The following is a 17,263-nucleotide window of genomic DNA, read 5'->3' on the forward strand; positions in this document are numbered from 1 at the left end:
ATGGTACTGGTCGGCCAGCGGGTACTGGGCTTCTGGGACATCATGGTGCCCATCGTTGGCGCACCGATGGCCGGAGGCCCGGGCACACCGGCGTTGGCTGCGGCGGTGACCAACGCGGGCGGCCTCGGTTTCATACCCGGCGGGTACCTCAGTGCGGAGCAGTTCGCCGACGACATCGCCAAGGCGCGCGCCGCCACTACCGGTCCGCTCGGCGTCAACCTGTTTGTGCCCCAACCCAGCGTCGCCGACTGGGCCCAGCTCGAGTACTACGCAGACGAACTCGACGAGATCGCCGACAGTTACAACGTCGAGGTGGGTTACCCCCGATCAGGCGACGACGACGACTGGGAGCGCAAGCTCGAGGTGGTGGCCGATTTACGCCCGGAGCTGGTGTCATTCACCTTTGGTGTGCCGTCGCCGGATGTCATTCGCCGGCTCGGCGCGTTGGGGTTATTGGTCATGGTCACGGTGACGTCGGCCTACGAGGCCGGCGTGGCCCTCGCCGCGGGCGCCGACAGCCTGGTGGTCCAGGGCCCGGGCGCCGGCGGGCACCGCGGCACTTTCGCGCCGGACATGGAGCCCAATACCGAGTCGCTGCACGAGCTGCTCGCCCGGATCCGCAAGGCGCACGATGTCCCGCTCGTCGCGGCGGGCGGGCTGGGCACCGCCGAGGATGTCGCAGCGGTCCTGGATAGGGGAGCGGTGGCCGCGCAGGTGGGTACCGCGTTGCTGCTCAGCGACGAAGCCGGCACCCATGCCGCACACCGCTCTGCCTTGAAACATCCGCTCTTCACCGCCACCATCGTCACGCGCGCGTTCTCCGGCCGGTATGCGCGTAGTTTGGAGAATCAGTTCATCCGCTTGCTTGATCGTGTTGCGCCACTGGGTTATCCGGAGGTCAACCACATGACGGCGCCGATCCGGGCGGCGGCGGCCGAACGCGGGGACCCGAACGGGATGAACCTCTGGGCCGGAACCGGGTTCAAGGATGCCCGTCCCGGGCCCGCGGCCGACATCGTCGCCGCGCTCGTGGACTAGGTGGCCGGGCGGGGCCCGGCGAACACTGTCAGAGGAAGCTCGCCGGTTCGGTGAACGCCAAATCCAGGTCGGCGGCCACCCGCTCGGACAACAGCGCACCGTCATGCGTCGAAAGCCCTTTGGCCAGAGCGGGATCCGAGCGGCACGCCGCCCGCCAGCCCTGGTCGGCGAGCTTGAGCACATACGGCATCGTCGCGTTGGTCAGCGCGAAGGTCGAGGACTTCGGTACCGCGCTGGGCATGTTGGCCACACAGTAGAAGAGCGTGTCGTGCACGGCGAACGTCGGACAATCGTGGGTGGTGGGCCGGGAGTCCTCGAAGCAGCCGCCCTGGTCGATGGCGATGTCCACCAACACCGAACCCGGCTTCATATGTGCGACAAGCGAATTCGAGATCAGCGTGGGCGCTTTGGCGCCCGGCACCAGGACGGCGCCGATCACCAGGTCGGCCCCTTTGACGGCGCCTTCAAGCTCGTAGGCCGATGAGTAGCGGGTGCGGACCGCGACGCCGAACTCCGCGTCGAGCCGGCGAAGTCTGTCGATGTTGACGTCGAAGACCGTGACGGCCGCGCCCATGCCGCTGGCCACCCGCGCGGCGTTGTAGCCCGCGGTCCCGCCGCCGATCACCACGACGTCGGCCGGTTCGACGCCGGGCACGCCGCCCATCAGCACGCCTCGATGATGGGGAGGGCCGCCGTGGGTCCGCATCAGGTGATAGGCCCCGACCTGTGCGGAGAGCCGGCCCGCCACTTCGCTCATCGGCGCCAACAGCGGCAGCGCGCCGTCGGCGGATTGGACGGTCTCGTACGCGATCGAGGTCGTGCCGGACGACAGCAACGCCTCGGTGCAGGCGCGCGACGCGGCCAAATGCAAAAACGTGAACAGAGTCTGGCCGTGCCGCAGGCTGCCGTACTCGTCCGGCAGCGGTTCCTTGACCTTGAGTAGCAGATCGGCGTCGGACCACACTTGCTCGGCGGTCGTGATCAGCTGCGCGCCCGCCGCCTTGAAATCCGCGTCGGAGATCGCCGAGCCCTCGCCGGCGCCCGCCTGCACAAGCACCTCGTGGCCGCGGCGCGTCAGTTCGACCACGCCGGACGGGGTGAGGGCCACCCGGAACTCGTTGTTCTTGGTCTCGGTGACGACGCCGACGCGCATGCCTCAAGTGTGAAGAAAGTTCGGAGAGCCTTCAAACATGCTGACGATAATTCTATAAAGTGCGCATATGGTCGATAAGACAGCGAAACCGGCGGCTAGTGCGGACGATTCATCGAAGGATGTTCGGACTGTAGACCAGCCCGTCGATCTGGATGGCGTGGACCGCAGGATCCTGGGTTTGCTGCACGCCGATGCGCGCATCACCAACAACGCGCTTGCCGACGCGGTGGGAATCGCACCGTCGACGTGTCATGGCCGGGTGCGGCGGTTGATGGACCTAGGCGTCATCCGGGGTTTCTATACCGACATCGACCCGGTCGCGGTGGGCATGCCCCTGCAGGCGATGATCTCGGTCAGCCTGCAGTCCCACGCGCGTGGCAAGATCCGCAGCTTCATCGCCCAGATCCGCCGCAGGCGGCAGGTGATGGACGTCTATTTCCTCGCCGGCGCAGACGATTTCCTGTTGCACGTCGCGGCCCGCGACACCGAGGACCTGCGCTCGTTCGTGGTCGAAAACCTCAACGCGGACGCCGACGTCGCCGGCACCCAGACGTCGCTGATCTTCGAACATCTCCGTGGGGCGGCGCCCATCTAGGGCATATGATCCACGAATGAGTGAGCCCTGCGTGTCGGCCAGCGTCCAGATCAACGCCCATCCCGACCTGGTCTACGGCCTCATCACCGACCTGCCGACGCTGGCGTCGCTTGCCGAGGAGGCGGTGGCGATGGAATGGCTCAAGGGTGACGCCGTCCGCCCCGGTGCGGTGTTCGTCGGACACAACCAAAACGGCGGCAAGCGGTGGAGCACGAAGTGCACCGTCACCGCCGCCGAGCCGGGCCGCACCTTCGCGTTCGACGTGCGACACACCGTTTTCCCGATCGCGCGTTGGCAATACGACATCACCGACCTGGCGGCGCTTGATTTGGGCGCGTCGGGCGGCGGCTGCCGGGTCACCGAAAGCACCTGGGACCGCCGGCCCGGCTGGTTTGCCAAGCTCGCGGGCAGGGCCACCGGCGTGACCGACCGGGTGGCCGCCAACACCAAGCACATCGAGCTCACCCTGCAGCGCCTCAAGCAGCGCGCCGAGGGCGGGTAATCACGGGAGGGCGGTGGCACCGATGACAAGACGCGATCCCGCCGTAGCCGTCGTCGGGGCGGGCATGTCCGGCTTGTGCGTCGCAATTGCGTTGCTGCGCAGCGGGATTACCGATGTCACCATCTACGAGAAGGCCGACGAGGTGGGCGGCACCTGGCGCGAGAACACCTATCCCGGCCTGGTCTGCGACATACCCTCGCGGGTCTACCAGTACTCGTTCGCCCGCAAACCCGACTGGTCGCACCTGTTCTCGCCGGGCGGCGAAATCCAGTCCTATTTCTGTGCCATCGCGGATCGCTTCGGGCTGCGGGACCGGATTCGGTTCGGCACCGAAGTCACCCATGCCCGATTCGAGGACGGCCGCTGGGTGCTGCGCACTGGCTCTGGATCAGGGGCTGGGGAGGAATCCACGGTGGACTTCCTGATTTCGGCCACCGGCGTCCTGCATCACCCTCGGATGCCGTCGATCCCGGGCCTGGACGACTTCGGCGGAGACGTCTTCCATTCGGCGCGCTGGGATCACGACGTCACGTTGCGGGGCCGCCGAATCGCGGTGGTGGGCAACGGATCCACCGGCGTACAGCTCATCTGCGGCCTCGCCGGCGTGGCCGGTCACGTCATGATGTTCCAGCGCACCGCGCAATGGGTGCTGCGGCTGGCCAATCCCCGATACAGCAGGTTCACTGCGATTACCAGGCGGAAGATCCCGTGGCTCGACGGATTGGCGTACCGCGGGTACAGCCGCGCCTACGACTTCTTCTCCATCGGACTGATCAAGCCGGGCCTGCGCCGAAGGATCATGGCGGCGCTGTGCCGTGCCAGCCTCTGGGAGGTGCGCGATCCGGAACTGCGGCGGGCCCTGACTCCGGACTACACGCCGGCGTGCAAACGACTGGTGATGTCGAACGGCTTCTACCGGGCGATGCAGCGCGACGACGTCGAACTGGTCACCGCCGGCATCGACCACGTGGAGCCGCGGGGCATCGTCACCGACGACGGCGTGCTGCACGAGACCGACATCATCGTGTTCGCCACCGGATTCGACACGCATGCGTTCTTCCGGCCGATGGAGCTGATCGGCCGCGACGGCATCCGCGCCAACGACGTCTGGCGCGACGGTCCCAGGGCCTACCAAACGGTCGCCCTGTCGGGCTTTCCCAACTTCTTCATGATGCTCGGGCCGCACAGCCCGGTGGGAAACCTGGCGCTCACGACGGTGGCCGAATCACAGTCCGACCACATCCTGGGCTGGATCGAACGCTGGCGCCGCGGCGAATTCGACACGATCGAGCCGACCGCCTCGGCGACCGAGCGCTTCAACGCGAAGCTGCGCGCCGCGATGCCGGACACCGTGTGGACCACCGGCTGCAACAGCTGGTACCTCAACAAAGACGGGGTGCCCGAGGTCTGGCCCCTCACGCCGGCCGAACACCGCTCCATGTTGGCCAACCCCGATCCGAGTCAATACGAGTTGGCCTGAATCCCTAAACACAAAACCCGGTACCGGCGGTTTCGCATATCTGCGCGGAGTCTTTATACTTGGCCCACTGTATTTGCCCGCGGTATTTGCCCAGGCGTGCCTAAACGCCGAGGTAGGGGGTCCAAATGTTCACCGTCGACGACCAGGCCGCCGGTCCGCATGACGCATCGCTGGACCACGAGCGCCTCGTTCTCGAGGCTCGCGACGTCGAGTTCGACTGGGCGAAGCTGCCGCTTCACTACGTGCCCGGCGAGCCGTTTGCCACGCACGTCCTGGACGTGTTGCACCTGCTGTTGCCCGCGGGCGAGGAGTTCTTCGTCGACGTCTTCAAGCGGACGCTGCCGTTGATCAAAGACGACCAGCTGCGGCTGGATGTGCAGGGATTCATCGGTCAGGAGGCCGTGCATTCCCAAGCGCACTCCGGGGTGCTCGACCACTTCGCGGCCCGGGGCGTCGACGTGACGCCCTACACCGACCAGATCGGCTGGCTGTTCGGAAAGCTGCTGGGCGAACGGCCGCGGTGGAGCGCGCGGCGCCAGCACAGCTGGCTGCTGGAGCAGGTTTCCTTGGTGGCGGCGATCGAGCACTACACCGCGATTCTGGGTGAGTGGATTCTGAACGCCCCGGCGCACGATGCCATCGGCACGGACCCGACGATGCTGGACATGCTGCGATGGCACGGGGCCGAAGAGGTCGAGCACAAGGCGGTGGCCTTCGACACCATGAAGCACCTGCGGGCCGGATACTGGCGGCAGGTGCGCGCCCAGCTGGTGGTGACGCCGGCGATGCTGTGGATGTGGATTCGGGGCGTGCGGTTCATGTACTCGGTGGATCCGCAGCTGCCGCCCGGGACCAAACCGCGCTGGCGAGACTACTTCAGGGCGGCCCGGCGCGGCCTGGTCCCGGGGCCCATGCGATTCATCCGGGTCGTCGCTGACTACTACCGGCCGGGGTTCCACCCGTCGCAGCTCGGCGGGCTGGGACTCGCGGTCGACTATCTGGCCCGTTCGCCCGCCGCCCGCGCGTCGCACTGACCTATGAACACCCGCATCACTGGGTCCGACGGCGTCGAGCTGGCGGTACACGCCTACACCGAGATCGACCCGGCGCGCCCGACCATCCTGGCCATCCACGGCTATCCCGACAACCACCACGTGTGGGACCCGGTGGCCGAGGAGTTCGGCGCGCGATACCCGGGCCGCTACAACGTCGTGGCCTACGACGTGCGTGGAGCCGGCGAATCATCCCGTCCGCCAAAGCGATCCGGATATGCCTTCGCGCAGCTGGTGTCCGATATCGGCACGGTGATCGACAGCCTGGGAGTGCAGCAGGTCCACCTGCTGGCCCACGACTGGGGCTCGATTCAGGGCTGGGCCGCGGTCACGGACGACTCGGTGATGGGCAAGGTCGCATCGTTCACGTCGATCTCGGGCCCGCATCTGCGATACGCGGGCGCCTTCCTGCGATCCGGGCGCACGCCCCGGACGCTGGCTCAAGTGGCCAGGCAATTGGTGTCGTCGGGGTACATCGGTTTCTTCCTCAGTCCGGTTGTGCCGGAGTTGGCTTTTCGCTCGCGCCTGGGCGTGAAAGTCGTTGAAGCTCTGGAACGTATCGGCCGGTCGAGCACGCGGAGCCGACACCACAAGTCGCCGCGCTCCGTTGCCGACTATGTCAACGGGCTCAACCTGTACCGGGAGAACATGCCCGCGCCGTTCTTGTCGCCGGGACCGGAGCTGCCGAAGACCACGGTCGCCGTTCAGGTGCTGGTGCCGCGTAGGGACATCTTCGTGACGCCGGCCCTGCAGCGGTTCACAGGCGCGATTCCCGCTGGCGGACGGGTGATTTCGATCGAGGGCGGGCACTGGGTGGTGACCTCGCGTCCCGAGGTCATCGCCCGGCTGACCGCCGAGTGGGTCGACTGCACGGTGGGTCGCACCGTCAGTGGCTCGGCCGGCGAGCTGCGTGTGCGCGGCGGTCCGCGCGAGGTGGAAGGCAAGCTCGCCCTCGTCACCGGGGCGGGCGCCGGCATCGGCAGGGCCACCGCGGTGGAACTGGCCCGGCACGGCGCCCGCAAGGTCGTGATCGTCGACCGCGACTTCGCCGCGGCCCGTGAAACCGCGGACGCCGTTCGCGCGGCGTGCGCCGAGGCCGCGGTGTACCAGGCCGACGTCAGCGACGAATCCGCGATGAATAACCTTGCCGCACAAGTCCTCAACGAGCACGGCGTCGTCGACATCCTGGTGAACAACGCCGGCATCGGAATGGCCGGCCGGTTCCTGGAGACGACGTCGGCGAACTGGGACGACATCATCGGGGTCAACGTCCGCGGCGTCATCGCCGGCAGCAGGGCATTCGGCGCCCAGATGGTCGAGCGGGGCGAGGGCGGAACGATCATCAACGTGGCGTCGGCGGCGGCGTTCCTGCCGTCGAAATCGATGGTCGCCTACAGCACGACCAAGGCGGCGGTGCTGGCGTTCAGCGAATCGCTGCGTGCCGACCTCGCCGACGAGGGGATCACGGTGACGGCGGTGTGCCCGGGTTTCGTCAACACCAACATCGCCAAAAGCACCATCTACGCGGGCATGTCGGCCGAACAGCAGGCGCGCGCCCGGGACAAGGCCGATGCGGCCTACCGGCGGCGCAACTACACACCGGAAGCCACCGCCCGGGCGATCGTCAAGGCCGTCAGGCGCGGTCCGGCCGTGCTACCGATCGCCGCAGAGTCGAGGATCGGCTACGCGATGCGCCGCATCAGTCCGTCGATGGTCCGGCTGTTCGCGCGTTTCGACCTGCGACGGAAATAAAGCAAGAAATAGGTCCAGAGGTAGAAATTTTGACTGTGCAGGAAAGCATTTGGATGTCCAGGCCGGCCGACCTTTATGGCCGCCGCGACCGCGATCGGCTGGGCGCGGTGCTGTGGGGGATTCGCACGGTGATCGGCGGATTCGCCTCGGTCTCGCGATGGGAACCGTCGCGGGTCAAGCCGGTGCGGCGGTCGCAGGCCGCGGTGGTGACCAAACGCGAACTCGCCGCGCCGGACGTCGTGGCCCTGACGCTGGCCGATCCCGACGGCGGATTGCTGCCGTCCTGGACGCCGGGCGGGCACATCGACGTCCAGTTGCCTTCGGGCCGGCGCCGCCAGTACTCGTTGTGCGGGCCGCCCGGGCGGCGCACCGACTACCGCATCGCCGTTCGACGAATCGCCGACGGCGGCGGCGGTTCGATCGAGATGCATGACGCATACGACGTCGGTGACACGTTGGTGTTCGAAGGACCGCGTAACGCGTTCTATCTAGGCACGGCCGAGCGCGAGGTGTTGTTCGTGATCGGCGGCATCGGGGTGACCCCCATCTTGCCGATGCTGCAGGTGGCCCAGCAGCGCGGAATCGACTGGCGCGCCGTCTATGCCGGCAGCAGCCGCGAGTACATGCCGTTCCTGGACGAGGTGGTCGCGGTGGCGCCGGAGCGGGTCACCGTGTGGGCCGACGACGAGCACGGCGGGGTAGCCGGCGTGGACGACCTACTGGCCGGCGCCGGGCCGACGACGGCGGTCTACGTGTGCGGACCCAGCGGCATGCTCGAAGCGGTGCGCGTCGCCCGTAACGAACATGCCGATGCGCCACTGCATTACGAGCGGTTCAGCCCGCCGCCGGTGGTTGACGGCGTTCCCTTCGAGCTCCAGCTCGCGCGATCCAACCGGGTGCTGCGGGTGCCCGCGAATCGGTCCGCGCTGGACGTGATGCTCGACCACGATCCGACGACCGCCTACTCGTGCCAGCAGGGGTTCTGTGGGACCTGCAAGGTCAAAGTCCTTGCCGGCCAGGTCGATCACCGCGGCCGAACCGCGGTCGGCGACGACGAGATGGTGGTCTGCGTGTCGCGGGCAAAGGGCGATCGCCTGGTCATCGACGCCTGATGGGCAGCCTTTTACTCCCTGGGGGATCGATACAGCCGGTAGCCCACATGCGGCACGGGGACGTCGGGCAGTGGCTTCCAGACCAGGGTGCGGCCGTCGAGGCGGAAGTTCCTCCTCTCGTAGAATTCGCGTGCCTTGCAGTTCTTTTCGGCGCACCACAAGATCACGTCGCCGGAGCGATTCGCGCGCACCGCCGTGTCGAGCAGGCGGCCACCGATGCCGCGGCGCTGGCTTTCCTCCGCGGTGTAGAGGGCGTCGATTTGCAGGTCTTCGGGATTGACCTCGTCGGGTCCGAAGATGGTCATGCCGAGTGTCTTGCCGTCGGCCTCGGCGAGCCACATGGACCAGCCGGGTCGGCTGAGATCTTGCGGGTAATTCTCGGCGGCCCAGCGCCGCGGCGAGCCGAGTAGGTCGAGCAGGTGATCCGCGAGTATCCCGGACCACGACTGCCGCCACACGCGATAGTGCATCCGTGCGACGGGTGCGAAATCGGCCGGTGTGGCTTCACGGATCCTGATCATTCTGTGTTCATTTTCCCGTGGCGCCCTCCAAGTACGCAGCGAGGGCGTTGGTCAGACCCCGACGCGCCATGTCGAGGTCGGCGTACGACCCCAGCTGGCGCTCCGACACCAGGCCGCGCATCGCGCCGGGGATGAGGGCGGCCACCTCGCGTACCCGTTCAGGGTCGACGTCGAGACCGGCGAAGGCGTTCCGGCAGGTCTCCAGCCAGCTCTTGCCCCAGGAAAACAGCTCGGTGGCGGTTCGTGGGTAGAGACGCTCGAGCTCGTCGGGGTCACGGGGCAGCGCCGCCCGCAGATTCTCGATCGCGCGCGAATCCGCCGACGCCAGGCCACGGTAGAGCGTTTCGATGATGGCGCCGACACGCTCACGCAGTGGGGCGTCTGGCTGGACCGGCGCGGACAGCGTGGAGAAGGTCGCGGCCCGCCGCTCGGCGGTGCGATGCAGCACCGCGGCCCAGAAACCGTCGGTGTCGCCGAACTGGTACTGCACGGCGCCCCAGGTGGCGCCGATGTCCTTGGCGATGCGGTTGGCCGACACCGACCCCGGCTCGCCCGATGCCAGCGACCGCAGCGCGGCCTCCAGCATGCTCTCGCGGGTCGCGTTGCCACGCCGATTGGGGCGCCGACCGGCGGCTTTGGTTTCGGGCACCCGCGTAGCCTAACATTTTCATAGACGGTACTGTGATTCTGTGCGCGAAGGACAGCTCTGATGCCTAAACCGCCGCTATCGATGAAGCCGACCGGATGGTTCCAGGTCGCCTGGTCCGACGAGATCGGCGTCGGCGACGTCCACCGAATGAAGTACTTCGACCAGGAGATGGTCGCCTGGCGCGCCGAGTCCGGCGAGCTCACCGTGATGAACGCCTACTGCGAACACCTCGGCGCGCATCTCGGTTACGGCGGCAAGGTGGTCGGCGAGGTGCTGCAGTGCCCGTTCCACGGGTGGCAGTGGAGCCCGCAGGGGCGCAACGTGTGCATCCCGTATCAGGACCATCCCAACCGCGGCCGGCGCATCCGCACCTATCCGGTCGTCGAGCGCAACGAGTCGGTTTACATCTGGCACGACGCCGAGCGCCGCGAGCCCTATTTCGACGCGCCCGACGTGTTCGCCGCTTTCGGCGACGGCAGCAGTGCCGACGACTACTACCCACACCAGCGCATGTACCGCGAAAGCCTCGAGCTGCACCCGCAATACGTGCTGGAAAACGGCGTCGACTTCGCGCACTTCAAGTACGTGCACAACACGCCGATCGTGCCGGTCTTCACCCGGCACGACTTCGACGAGCCGGTCTCCTTCGTCGACTTCACCATCACCTTCGAGGGCGACGACGGCCAGAAGATCGAGGACGTCAAGAGTGGGGTGGAGGCCATCAACGGCGGCCTGGGAATCGCGGTGACCAAGAGCTGGGGCATGGTCGACAACCGCACCATCTCGGCGATCACACCGGTCGACGAGCGCACCTCCGACGTCCGGTTCATGGTCTACATCGGCCGCCCTAAGGCCGGCGCGGGCAGAGATCCGGCCCGGGCCGCGACCAAGGCGCAGGAATTCGGGCGCGAAGTGATCCGCCAATTCGAGCAGGACGTCGAAATCTGGCAGCATCAGCGCTATTCGGATCCACCCGCGCTGGCCACCGACGAATACCGCGGGTTCACCGCAATTCGCAAGTGGGCCAAGCAGTTCTATCCCGAGGCGATCACATCCCAGGAAGGCTCAATGCAATGAGTTCAGCACCCGCCCGACCGATTCGCGTCTTCCAGGTTGGCACCGGAAACGTCGGCTCGGAGATGATCAAACGGATCGCCACCCAGCCCGACCTGGAACTCGTTGGTGTGCACTGCTATTCGCCGAGCAAAGTCGGCAAGGACGCCGGCGAGCTGGCCGGCGTGGCGCCCAACGGCGTGACGGCCACCGGCACCGTCGACGAAATCATCGCGGCCAAGCCCGACGTGCTGACATTTCACGGCGTCTTTCCCGACGAGGACCTCTACGTCAAAGTGCTCGAGGCCGGCATCAATATCGTCACCACCGCCGACTGGATCACCGGCTGGCACCGCGACAAGAACCACCCGCACCCGTCGGGCAAGCCGGTGACCCGGCTGCTGGCGGAGGCGTGCGAGAAGGGTGGTGCGAGCTTCTATGGCACCGGGATGAACCCGGGGCTGAACCAGATTCTGGGCGTGGTGTGTTCGGCCGACGTCGCCGACATCGAGAACATCACCACCATCGAGTCCGTCGACGTGTCATGCCACCACTCCAAGGACACCTGGATCGAGGTCGGCTACGGGCAACCCGTCGACGATCCCGAAATCCCGTCGAAGCTGGAGAAGTACACGCGCGTCTTCGCCGACAGTGTCTTGATGATGGCGGACTGCTTCGATCTGCCGCTCGACGAGGTCAAGTTCAGCTACGAGTTGGGCGCCTGCACCAAGGACGTGGACCTGGGCTGGTACACGCTGCCCAAGGGCTCGCTGGGCGGCAACTATCTCAAATACCAGGGCATCGTCGACGGGGTGCCGCGGGTCGAGACGCACCTGGAATGGCAGATGACCCCGCACACCGATCCGAGCTGGAACATCAAGGGCTGCTACATCACCCAGATCAAAGGCGACCCTTGCGTCTACAACAAACACATGATTTTCCCCAAACCCGGTGTGGACCTGTCCAATCCCGACAACTTTGCCTCGATCGGCATGACGGTGACCGGGATGCCCGCGCTGTACTCGATCAAGTCGGTGGTGGCGGCGCAGCCGGGACTGATCACCAGTGCCGACCTGCCGCTGCGCGGCTTCGCGGGGCGGTTCAAGAGGTAGCACACGTCACGGGGTGTCAAGGGACTTCGTCGTCGTCATCGTCGAAGAGGCGCTCCGGGTGGTGGTAGTCGTTGGTGCGCGCGCCGCGGTCCAACTGCGGCGGCGGGATCCACGCGGTGCGACCGTCGGGGAGTTTCCTTGTCCGCCAGCCCTTTTCCATTAGCTTGTGGTCGGGCGTGCAGGTGAAGGTGAGCTTGTCGGCATCGGTCATGCCCCCGGCGGCCCAGTCGTCGACGTGGTGGACCTCGGACCAGTAACCGGGCACATCGCAGCCGGGGTGGGTGCAGCCGCGATCCTTCGCGTAGAGGACTATCCGCTGATCCGGTGACGCTATTCGTCTTGACCGGCCCAGGTACAACGGCCGACTCGAGTGCTCGTCGAACACCGCCAGGTAATGGTAGGCGTGGCGGGCCATCCGGATCACGTCGCGCATCGGCAGCAGCGTCCCGCCGCCCGTCACAGCCCGGCCCGCGCCCGAAGTCAGCTCCTGCAGCGTGGTCGACACGATGACGGTCACCGGCAAGCCGTTGTGCACACCGAGTTTCGGATCGCCCAGCCGGCCGCGCACCAGGGCGTTCAGCGCGTCGTGCTGGCGTTGGGCATGGCTGCGCAGGTCCCTGCCCGCCGACTCCTCGGGGGGTTCGCCGTCGACGCAAGGGGTTTGGTCGTCCGGATTGCACATCCCGGGCGCGGCGAACCGCGCCAGCCACGCGTCGAGGTTGGCGCGCAATTCCGGGGACGCAACCAGTTTCCCGAGGCTCATGCCGTCGGCGCGTTGACCGCACCATGTGAAGCCGCGCTGCCGCGCACGGTCGGAGTCGGAGAATTTTCCGTCCGGATTGATCCGCAGCGCACATTGGTGCGCCACTTTCTGAAGCTGGTCGGGCCGCAACTTCATCGCCTGGCGGGCCAGAAAGCGCTCGGCTTTGTCCACCGTTTCGACGGGTATGGCATCCGGCAGGTCAGCGACGAATGTCTGAATCACCCGCACGTGCTGACCGTCGAGCAGCCCCTCGCGCCACGCCTCGGCGGTGGCCGGCAGCTCGGGTGGCAACTCCTCGCCGGTGAGGGTCAGCCGCGGGGAAAGCTGTTTGGCGTCGCGGACCCGGCGGCAGGCTTCGGCGCAGCTGATCCGCAGCCAGTCGGCGACCACTTTGTGTACCGGACCGCCGATGTCTGCCGGATCCTCCTTCGCGAGGCCGCCGATCACGTCGTTGCTTACCGCCATCTGCCGTCGTCGAGCGGTCTCCATCCGCTCCAGCACGCACAGCCGGACCGCGGGGCTCAGGACGTCGAAGTTCAGGCGCCGGATCGCCGCGTCGGCGGCGTCTTGCGCTTCCAATGCGGCAGCCACTTCGGCCGGAAGCTCGATCGAACGCATGTTCGAATTTTAGCTCTACGGCCGCACTCGAGGCCAGCGAGAAGGCGCCCGTTGTGGATGAACGCCCAACTGTGGATAAACGCCGCCCGGTCAGCCGAGGCCCGAAAAGGCTTGCCGCCCAACCCCGATGCCACCAGGCCCGCCTGCCGGCGCACGCGGCGCCGCTGAAGTGCTCTTGCCCCCTAAACACGCGGGCAGTCCTGCGTTTTTCGCGGCAGCGACGCGGGTAACCACCCGTGGTGCGCGCGGGATTTGTAATTGCGGCAGCAGCGGTCGCCGTGGTCACGGCCGCATTCTCGTGTGCGACCGGTTCGGCCGACACCCCGTCCGACAGCCCACCGTTCCCGATCGGTCAGATGGGCGTGCCCGTGCATGCGCGGGCGGCGGGTGGCGCGACCGCCGACATCACTGTCAACAGTGCAACGTGGTTACCGCCCGGGTGCACGTCTCATTTCGCGACTCCGACGCCGGGCTCCGCATGCAACGTGGTGGAAATGACGATCACCGCGACGTCTCACCGGTTCTTCCAGTTCGACCAGCGCTATATATTCGCCGGATACGGCGGCGGCAATCAGCCATGGACCCATCCCGACGACGCGCCCCAGCCGTCGACGCTTGCGGTTGATTACCGGAGGCTCGACAAGATGCCCCCGCTGCAATCGGGCGGCCTTCACGACGGCCAGACCGCGCATGGATTCGTCGGCTTCGCCATGGCGACGGCCGGCGACCTGTACATCACGATGAACGATCCCCAGGAACGCGCTCCCTACGTCGTAGCGGGCTGGATCGTCCACACCTGATCGGCGCCAGAGACGCAAGCGCGGCGCAGAACCGCCCCGGTCTAGGGTGAAGACCATGCGGGTAGGCGTGCTGGGAGCCAAGGGCAAGGTCGGGTCGACGATGGTGGGGGCCGTGCAGGCCGCCGACGATCTCGCGCTGTCGGCCGAGGTGGACGCCGGTGACCCGCTGAGCCTGCTGACCGACGGCGGCACCGAGGTGGTCATCGACTTCACCCACCCGGACGTCGTGATGGACAACCTAAAGTTCGTGATCGACAACGGAATTCACGCCGTGGTCGGCACCACGGGCTTCACCGCGCAGCGCCTAGAACGGGTGGAGGCGTGGCTTGCCGATAGCCCCAACACGAGCGTGCTGATTGCACCCAACTTCGCGATCGGGGCGGTGCTTTCGATGCACTTCGCCAAGCAAGCCGCGCCGTTCTTCGACTCGGCCGAAGTCATCGAGCTGCATCACCCGCACAAGGCCGACGCCCCGTCGGGCACCGCGGCCCGAACCGCGAAGCTGATCGCCGAGGCCCGAAAAGGCTTGCCGCCCAACCCCGATGCCACCAGCACCAGCCTGCCCGGTGCGCGGGGCGCCGACGTCGACGGAATTCCGGTGCACTCGGTGCGGCTGGCCGGACTGGTCGCGCACCAGGAGGTGTTGTTCGGAACCGAGGGGGAGACGCTGACCATCCGCCACGACAGCCTGGACCGCACGTCGTTCGTGCCCGGCGTGCTGCTGGCGGTGCGCCGCGTCCGGGAACGCCCCGGCCTCACGGTAGGCATCGAGCCCCTGCTCAACCTGCAATAAGAACCTGCGATGACCAAGACGCTGCGCATCCAGCTGCTCATCGCGTTCTTGTGCGTCGCGCTGCTGGTGTACTTCGTGCTGCTGGGCCGCATGGCCGTCGCAATGATCGGCTCGGGTCGGGCCGCCGCCGTGGGCCTGGGGCTGGCGCTGCTGCTCATGCCGGTCGTTGGGCTGTGGGCGATGATCGCCACCCTGCGGGCAGGATTCGCGCACCAGAGGCTGGCCCGCCTGATCGCCCAGGACGGAATGGAACTCGACGCCAGCGCGCTTCCGCGACGGCCGTCGGGGCGCATCGAACGGGACGCGGCCGACGAGCTGTTCGCCGCCGTGCGCGCCGAGGTGGAAGGCAATCCCGACGATTGGCGGCGCTGGTACCGGCTGGCCAGGGCCTACGACTACGCCGGGGATCGCCGCCGCGCCCGCGAGGCCATGAAGACGGCCGTCAAGCTACAAAGCCAAATGCAGGCAAGCCGATGAGCAAGACGCTGCTGATCGTCCATCACACGCCGTCGCCGTTCACGCAGGCGATGTTCGAGGCCGTCCTGTCCGGAGCCACCGATCCCGAGATCGAGGGGGTGGACGTGGTGCGGCGACCCGCCCTCACCGTCGCGCCGGCCGACATGCTCGAGGCCGACGGCTATCTCCTCGGCTCCCCGGCCAATCTCGGCTACATGAGTGGTGCCCTCAAGCACGCGTTCGACGTCTGCTACTACCCGTGCCTCGATGCGACCCGTGGGCGCCCGTTCGGGCTGTACCTGCACGGTAACGAGGGCACCGAGGGAGCCGAACGCGCGGTGGAGGCGATTACCACCGGGCTCGGCTGGGTGAAAGCCGCCGAGCATGTGGTGGTGTCGAGCAAGCCGAGTAAGGACGACCTGGAGGCGTGCTGGAATCTCGGCGCGACGGTCGCCGCTCAGCTCATGGGGTAAGCAACGTAGCCAAGCGCGCCGGCGAGAACGGCGAACTTGATCAGGGCCGCGATCCGCGCGCGCCGCGCGTGAACACCAACCCGCCTGCGCTCAAGCACCTTCAGCAGCGAAACCCCCTCCACCGCGTCGCCGGCGACGGCGACACTCACCGCGGCCGGCAACACAGCCGGGTGCCCTCGCCGCCGGCGCGTGCGGTCGACGAGCAGCGCCGTGAGGATGCCATAGATCGTCATGTAGCCGAAGTCCAGCCACAGCGACAACCGCGCGGCGCGCTGACCGTCGGAACCCCACCGGGTCATGATGTCCTCGGCGCGAGATGCGCTGCCGGCCAGCTCAAATGGGATGATTCCCGGCCCGCCGTTGCGGCGCATTCGACGCTCCAGCACGAGCATTCCTGCCGTGTATCCCACGAAGCAAACGGTTGCCGCTGCCAGCCGATTGCCCCGTACGCGCTGGATCACCATGCTGTCTCCTATGCCGGCTGGAACGCCTCGGCCGGCTGGGCCAAAGCAAGCGCCGAGCTGGTGCCGATCGGCCCGTGCCGGTCGAACAGGGTCGCGGCGCCGGTGGCCACACCGGCTGTGCCGTAGTGACTTTGGGCCGCAAGACCGAGGTATTCACCGTCGGGCAATCGGCTCGCGGTGACGGTGTAGTCGGCATTGATGTAGCGCAATCCGCCTGTGCCCCAATGGGTGAGCGAGCTGGTGATGTCACCGACGAATGCCAGGCGGGTAAACGGCGTCAGGGGGTGGCCCTGCACCATCGGGCGGAACAGCCGCACCCAGGCGAACTTCTGCGAGTGGGACTGCTCCCACTCGCCCGCGGCGATACCGGGACTGCCCGCCAGGGTGGCGCCGTATCCCCAGATGAGAAACGGCATGTCGGCCGGGAAGCCGTCGGAGTCCGTCGGCAGCGGCGGCATCTCGACCGGCGACGACCAGACCCGCCCGTCGGGATGATCACCCCGCCGCAGAAACAGCGCGCTGGCCCGCGCGACCGTCGTCCCGCTCTGCACCAGCGCGGCGTCCACCAGCTTGATACGCCGGCCCTCCCGCTGCACCGACGTCTCAATCCGCACCGGTTCGAGCAACGCCGGACGCAACAGATCGACCGTGAAGCGGGCGGGTTGAAACTCGGGATCGATACCGGATCGCTCTATCGCCCAACCCAACAGGCCGCCGACGTTCTGGCCGCCCATCGCCGCGCCCCACGGTCCCCGCGTCAGCGCCCCCGGCAAATAGAACTCGCCATCGACAGTGAAGAAAGCCTCGGGCATGATGGCGGAATCCTCGGTCGTCACCAGTATCACGATAGGACACCGGATACCGGGCTAGGACAAGG

At 67.2% G+C, this 17,263-nt stretch carries 19 protein-coding genes; 13 read left to right on the forward strand and 6 right to left on the reverse strand.

The window, feature by feature from the left end; translation table 11 throughout:
• Complete coding sequence (locus ACQI5H_RS05685) at positions 1 to 1,038, forward strand: nitronate monooxygenase (RefSeq protein ID WP_427078430.1); 1,038 nt, start codon at positions 1 to 3, stop codon at positions 1,036 to 1,038.
• Between the two features lie 28 nt (positions 1,039 to 1,066).
• Here the strand turns inward: ACQI5H_RS05685 and ald are convergent, their stop codons facing one another.
• The gene (gene ald / locus ACQI5H_RS05690) at positions 1,067 to 2,191 is read right to left on the reverse strand and encodes an alanine dehydrogenase (RefSeq protein WP_427078431.1); all 1,125 of its coding nucleotides are present in this window, start codon (positions 2,189 to 2,191) and stop codon (positions 1,067 to 1,069) included.
• A 67-nt stretch (positions 2,192 to 2,258) separates the two neighbouring features.
• On the opposite strand from ald, the gene ACQI5H_RS05695 reads away from it, so the two are divergent.
• The 6 genes from ACQI5H_RS05695 (at position 2,259) to ACQI5H_RS05720 (ending at position 8,684) form a co-directional block, all read left to right on the forward strand.
• Complete coding sequence (locus tag ACQI5H_RS05695) at positions 2,259 to 2,786, forward strand: Lrp/AsnC family transcriptional regulator (protein WP_427078432.1); 528 nt, start codon at positions 2,259 to 2,261, stop codon at positions 2,784 to 2,786.
• Positions 2,787 to 2,802: 16 nt separating this feature from the next.
• On the forward strand, positions 2,803 to 3,288 hold the full coding sequence (locus ACQI5H_RS05700; protein WP_427078433.1) for an SRPBCC family protein: 486 nt from the start codon (positions 2,803 to 2,805) through the stop codon (positions 3,286 to 3,288).
• Positions 3,289 to 3,310: 22 nt separating this feature from the next.
• Positions 3,311 to 4,768 (forward strand): flavin-containing monooxygenase, encoded by a 1,458-nt coding sequence (locus ACQI5H_RS05705; RefSeq protein ID WP_427078434.1) that lies wholly within the window; start codon positions 3,311 to 3,313, stop codon positions 4,766 to 4,768.
• Positions 4,769 to 4,893: 125 nt separating this feature from the next.
• The gene (locus ACQI5H_RS05710) at positions 4,894 to 5,802 is read left to right on the forward strand and encodes a metal-dependent hydrolase (RefSeq protein ID WP_427078435.1); all 909 of its coding nucleotides are present in this window, start codon (positions 4,894 to 4,896) and stop codon (positions 5,800 to 5,802) included.
• A gap of 3 nt (positions 5,803 to 5,805) precedes the next feature.
• Positions 5,806 to 7,572 carry an SDR family oxidoreductase gene (locus ACQI5H_RS05715; RefSeq protein ID WP_427078436.1) on the forward strand — a complete coding sequence of 589 codons (1,767 nt, stop codon included), beginning with the start codon at positions 5,806 to 5,808 and terminating at the stop codon, positions 7,570 to 7,572.
• Between the two features lie 53 nt (positions 7,573 to 7,625).
• Positions 7,626 to 8,684 carry a PDR/VanB family oxidoreductase gene (locus tag ACQI5H_RS05720; protein ID WP_427078437.1) on the forward strand — a complete coding sequence of 353 codons (1,059 nt, stop codon included), beginning with the start codon at positions 7,626 to 7,628 and terminating at the stop codon, positions 8,682 to 8,684.
• A gap of 11 nt (positions 8,685 to 8,695) precedes the next feature.
• Here the strand turns inward: ACQI5H_RS05720 and ACQI5H_RS05725 are convergent, their stop codons facing one another.
• Entirely contained in the window at positions 8,696 to 9,205 is a 510-nt protein-coding gene (locus tag ACQI5H_RS05725) for an N-acetyltransferase family protein (RefSeq protein WP_427078438.1), read from the reverse strand.
• Between the two features lie 7 nt (positions 9,206 to 9,212).
• Positions 9,213 to 9,791, reverse strand: a complete 579-nt coding sequence (locus ACQI5H_RS05730; RefSeq protein ID WP_427078602.1) for a TetR/AcrR family transcriptional regulator — start codon at positions 9,789 to 9,791, stop codon at positions 9,213 to 9,215.
• A 123-nt stretch (positions 9,792 to 9,914) separates the two neighbouring features.
• Between ACQI5H_RS05730 and ACQI5H_RS05735 the strand changes: the two genes are divergently transcribed.
• Both ACQI5H_RS05735 and ACQI5H_RS05740 read left to right on the forward strand, forming a co-directional pair.
• Positions 9,915 to 10,931, forward strand: a complete 1,017-nt coding sequence (locus tag ACQI5H_RS05735) for a Rieske 2Fe-2S domain-containing protein (protein WP_427078439.1) — start codon at positions 9,915 to 9,917, stop codon at positions 10,929 to 10,931.
• Entirely contained in the window at positions 10,928 to 12,019 is a 1,092-nt protein-coding gene (locus tag ACQI5H_RS05740; RefSeq protein WP_427078440.1) for a dihydrodipicolinate reductase, read from the forward strand. The genes ACQI5H_RS05735 and ACQI5H_RS05740 overlap by 4 nt, the downstream gene beginning before the upstream one ends.
• Positions 12,020 to 12,035: 16 nt before the next feature.
• Here ACQI5H_RS05740 and ACQI5H_RS05745 read toward each other — a convergent pair whose 3' ends face one another.
• On the reverse strand, positions 12,036 to 13,400 hold the full coding sequence (locus ACQI5H_RS05745) for an HNH endonuclease signature motif containing protein (protein WP_427078441.1): 1,365 nt from the start codon (positions 13,398 to 13,400) through the stop codon (positions 12,036 to 12,038).
• Between the two features lie 239 nt (positions 13,401 to 13,639).
• On the opposite strand from ACQI5H_RS05745, the gene ACQI5H_RS05750 reads away from it, so the two are divergent.
• From ACQI5H_RS05750 to ACQI5H_RS05765, 4 genes are read left to right on the forward strand one after another with little or no spacing between them, the layout of a single operon-like run.
• Positions 13,640 to 14,200 (forward strand): hypothetical protein, encoded by a 561-nt coding sequence (locus ACQI5H_RS05750; RefSeq protein WP_427078442.1) that lies wholly within the window; start codon positions 13,640 to 13,642, stop codon positions 14,198 to 14,200.
• Between the two features lie 55 nt (positions 14,201 to 14,255).
• A complete protein-coding gene (dapB, locus tag ACQI5H_RS05755; RefSeq protein ID WP_427078443.1) occupies positions 14,256 to 14,993 on the forward strand; it encodes a 4-hydroxy-tetrahydrodipicolinate reductase in 738 nt (245 codons plus the stop codon).
• A gap of 9 nt (positions 14,994 to 15,002) precedes the next feature.
• Positions 15,003 to 15,470 carry a hypothetical protein gene (locus ACQI5H_RS05760; protein WP_427078444.1) on the forward strand — a complete coding sequence of 156 codons (468 nt, stop codon included), beginning with the start codon at positions 15,003 to 15,005 and terminating at the stop codon, positions 15,468 to 15,470.
• Positions 15,467 to 15,922 carry a flavodoxin family protein gene (locus tag ACQI5H_RS05765; protein ID WP_427078445.1) on the forward strand — a complete coding sequence of 152 codons (456 nt, stop codon included), beginning with the start codon at positions 15,467 to 15,469 and terminating at the stop codon, positions 15,920 to 15,922. Before ACQI5H_RS05760 ends, ACQI5H_RS05765 begins: the two co-directional genes overlap by 4 nt.
• Here the strand turns inward: ACQI5H_RS05765 and ACQI5H_RS05770 are convergent.
• Together ACQI5H_RS05770 and ACQI5H_RS05775 are read right to left on the reverse strand one after the other, a co-directional pair.
• A complete protein-coding gene (locus ACQI5H_RS05770) occupies positions 15,907 to 16,386 on the reverse strand; it encodes a hypothetical protein (RefSeq protein ID WP_427078446.1) in 480 nt (159 codons plus the stop codon). The genes ACQI5H_RS05765 and ACQI5H_RS05770 overlap by 16 nt on opposite strands.
• A gap of 8 nt (positions 16,387 to 16,394) precedes the next feature.
• Positions 16,395 to 17,222: a thioesterase family protein gene (locus tag ACQI5H_RS05775; protein ID WP_427078447.1), complete on the reverse strand. Its 828-nt coding sequence runs from the start codon at positions 17,220 to 17,222 to the stop codon at positions 16,395 to 16,397.
• Positions 17,223 to 17,263 lie beyond the last annotated feature (41 nt).

The organism is Mycobacterium heidelbergense, from assembly GCF_050205645.1.
In the GTDB taxonomy this organism is placed as follows: domain Bacteria; phylum Actinomycetota; class Actinomycetes; order Mycobacteriales; family Mycobacteriaceae; genus Mycobacterium; species Mycobacterium heidelbergense_A.

Coding starts and splice junctions, on each gene's coding strand:
- ACQI5H_RS05685 (WP_427078430.1), top strand. CDS start 1: ATGGTACTGGTCGGCCAGCGGGTACTGGGCTTCTGGGACATCATGGTG.
- ald (WP_427078431.1), bottom strand. CDS start 2,191: ATGCGCGTCGGCGTCGTCACCGAGACCAAGAACAACGAGTTCCGGGTG.
- ACQI5H_RS05695 (WP_427078432.1), top strand. CDS start 2,259: ATGGTCGATAAGACAGCGAAACCGGCGGCTAGTGCGGACGATTCATCG.
- ACQI5H_RS05700 (WP_427078433.1), top strand. CDS start 2,803: ATGAGTGAGCCCTGCGTGTCGGCCAGCGTCCAGATCAACGCCCATCCC.
- ACQI5H_RS05705 (WP_427078434.1), top strand. CDS start 3,311: ATGACAAGACGCGATCCCGCCGTAGCCGTCGTCGGGGCGGGCATGTCC.
- ACQI5H_RS05710 (WP_427078435.1), top strand. CDS start 4,894: ATGTTCACCGTCGACGACCAGGCCGCCGGTCCGCATGACGCATCGCTG.
- ACQI5H_RS05715 (WP_427078436.1), top strand. CDS start 5,806: ATGAACACCCGCATCACTGGGTCCGACGGCGTCGAGCTGGCGGTACAC.
- ACQI5H_RS05720 (WP_427078437.1), top strand. CDS start 7,626: ATGTCCAGGCCGGCCGACCTTTATGGCCGCCGCGACCGCGATCGGCTG.
- ACQI5H_RS05725 (WP_427078438.1), bottom strand. CDS start 9,205: ATGATCAGGATCCGTGAAGCCACACCGGCCGATTTCGCACCCGTCGCA.
- ACQI5H_RS05730 (WP_427078602.1), bottom strand. CDS start 9,791: ATGCTGGAGGCCGCGCTGCGGTCGCTGGCATCGGGCGAGCCGGGGTCG.
- ACQI5H_RS05735 (WP_427078439.1), top strand. CDS start 9,915: ATGCCTAAACCGCCGCTATCGATGAAGCCGACCGGATGGTTCCAGGTC.
- ACQI5H_RS05740 (WP_427078440.1), top strand. CDS start 10,928: ATGAGTTCAGCACCCGCCCGACCGATTCGCGTCTTCCAGGTTGGCACC.
- ACQI5H_RS05745 (WP_427078441.1), bottom strand. CDS start 13,400: ATGCGTTCGATCGAGCTTCCGGCCGAAGTGGCTGCCGCATTGGAAGCG.
- dapB (WP_427078443.1), top strand. CDS start 14,256: ATGCGGGTAGGCGTGCTGGGAGCCAAGGGCAAGGTCGGGTCGACGATG.
- ACQI5H_RS05760 (WP_427078444.1), top strand. CDS start 15,003: ATGACCAAGACGCTGCGCATCCAGCTGCTCATCGCGTTCTTGTGCGTC.
- ACQI5H_RS05765 (WP_427078445.1), top strand. CDS start 15,467: ATGAGCAAGACGCTGCTGATCGTCCATCACACGCCGTCGCCGTTCACG.
- ACQI5H_RS05770 (WP_427078446.1), bottom strand. CDS start 16,386: ATGGTGATCCAGCGCGTACGGGGCAATCGGCTGGCAGCGGCAACCGTT.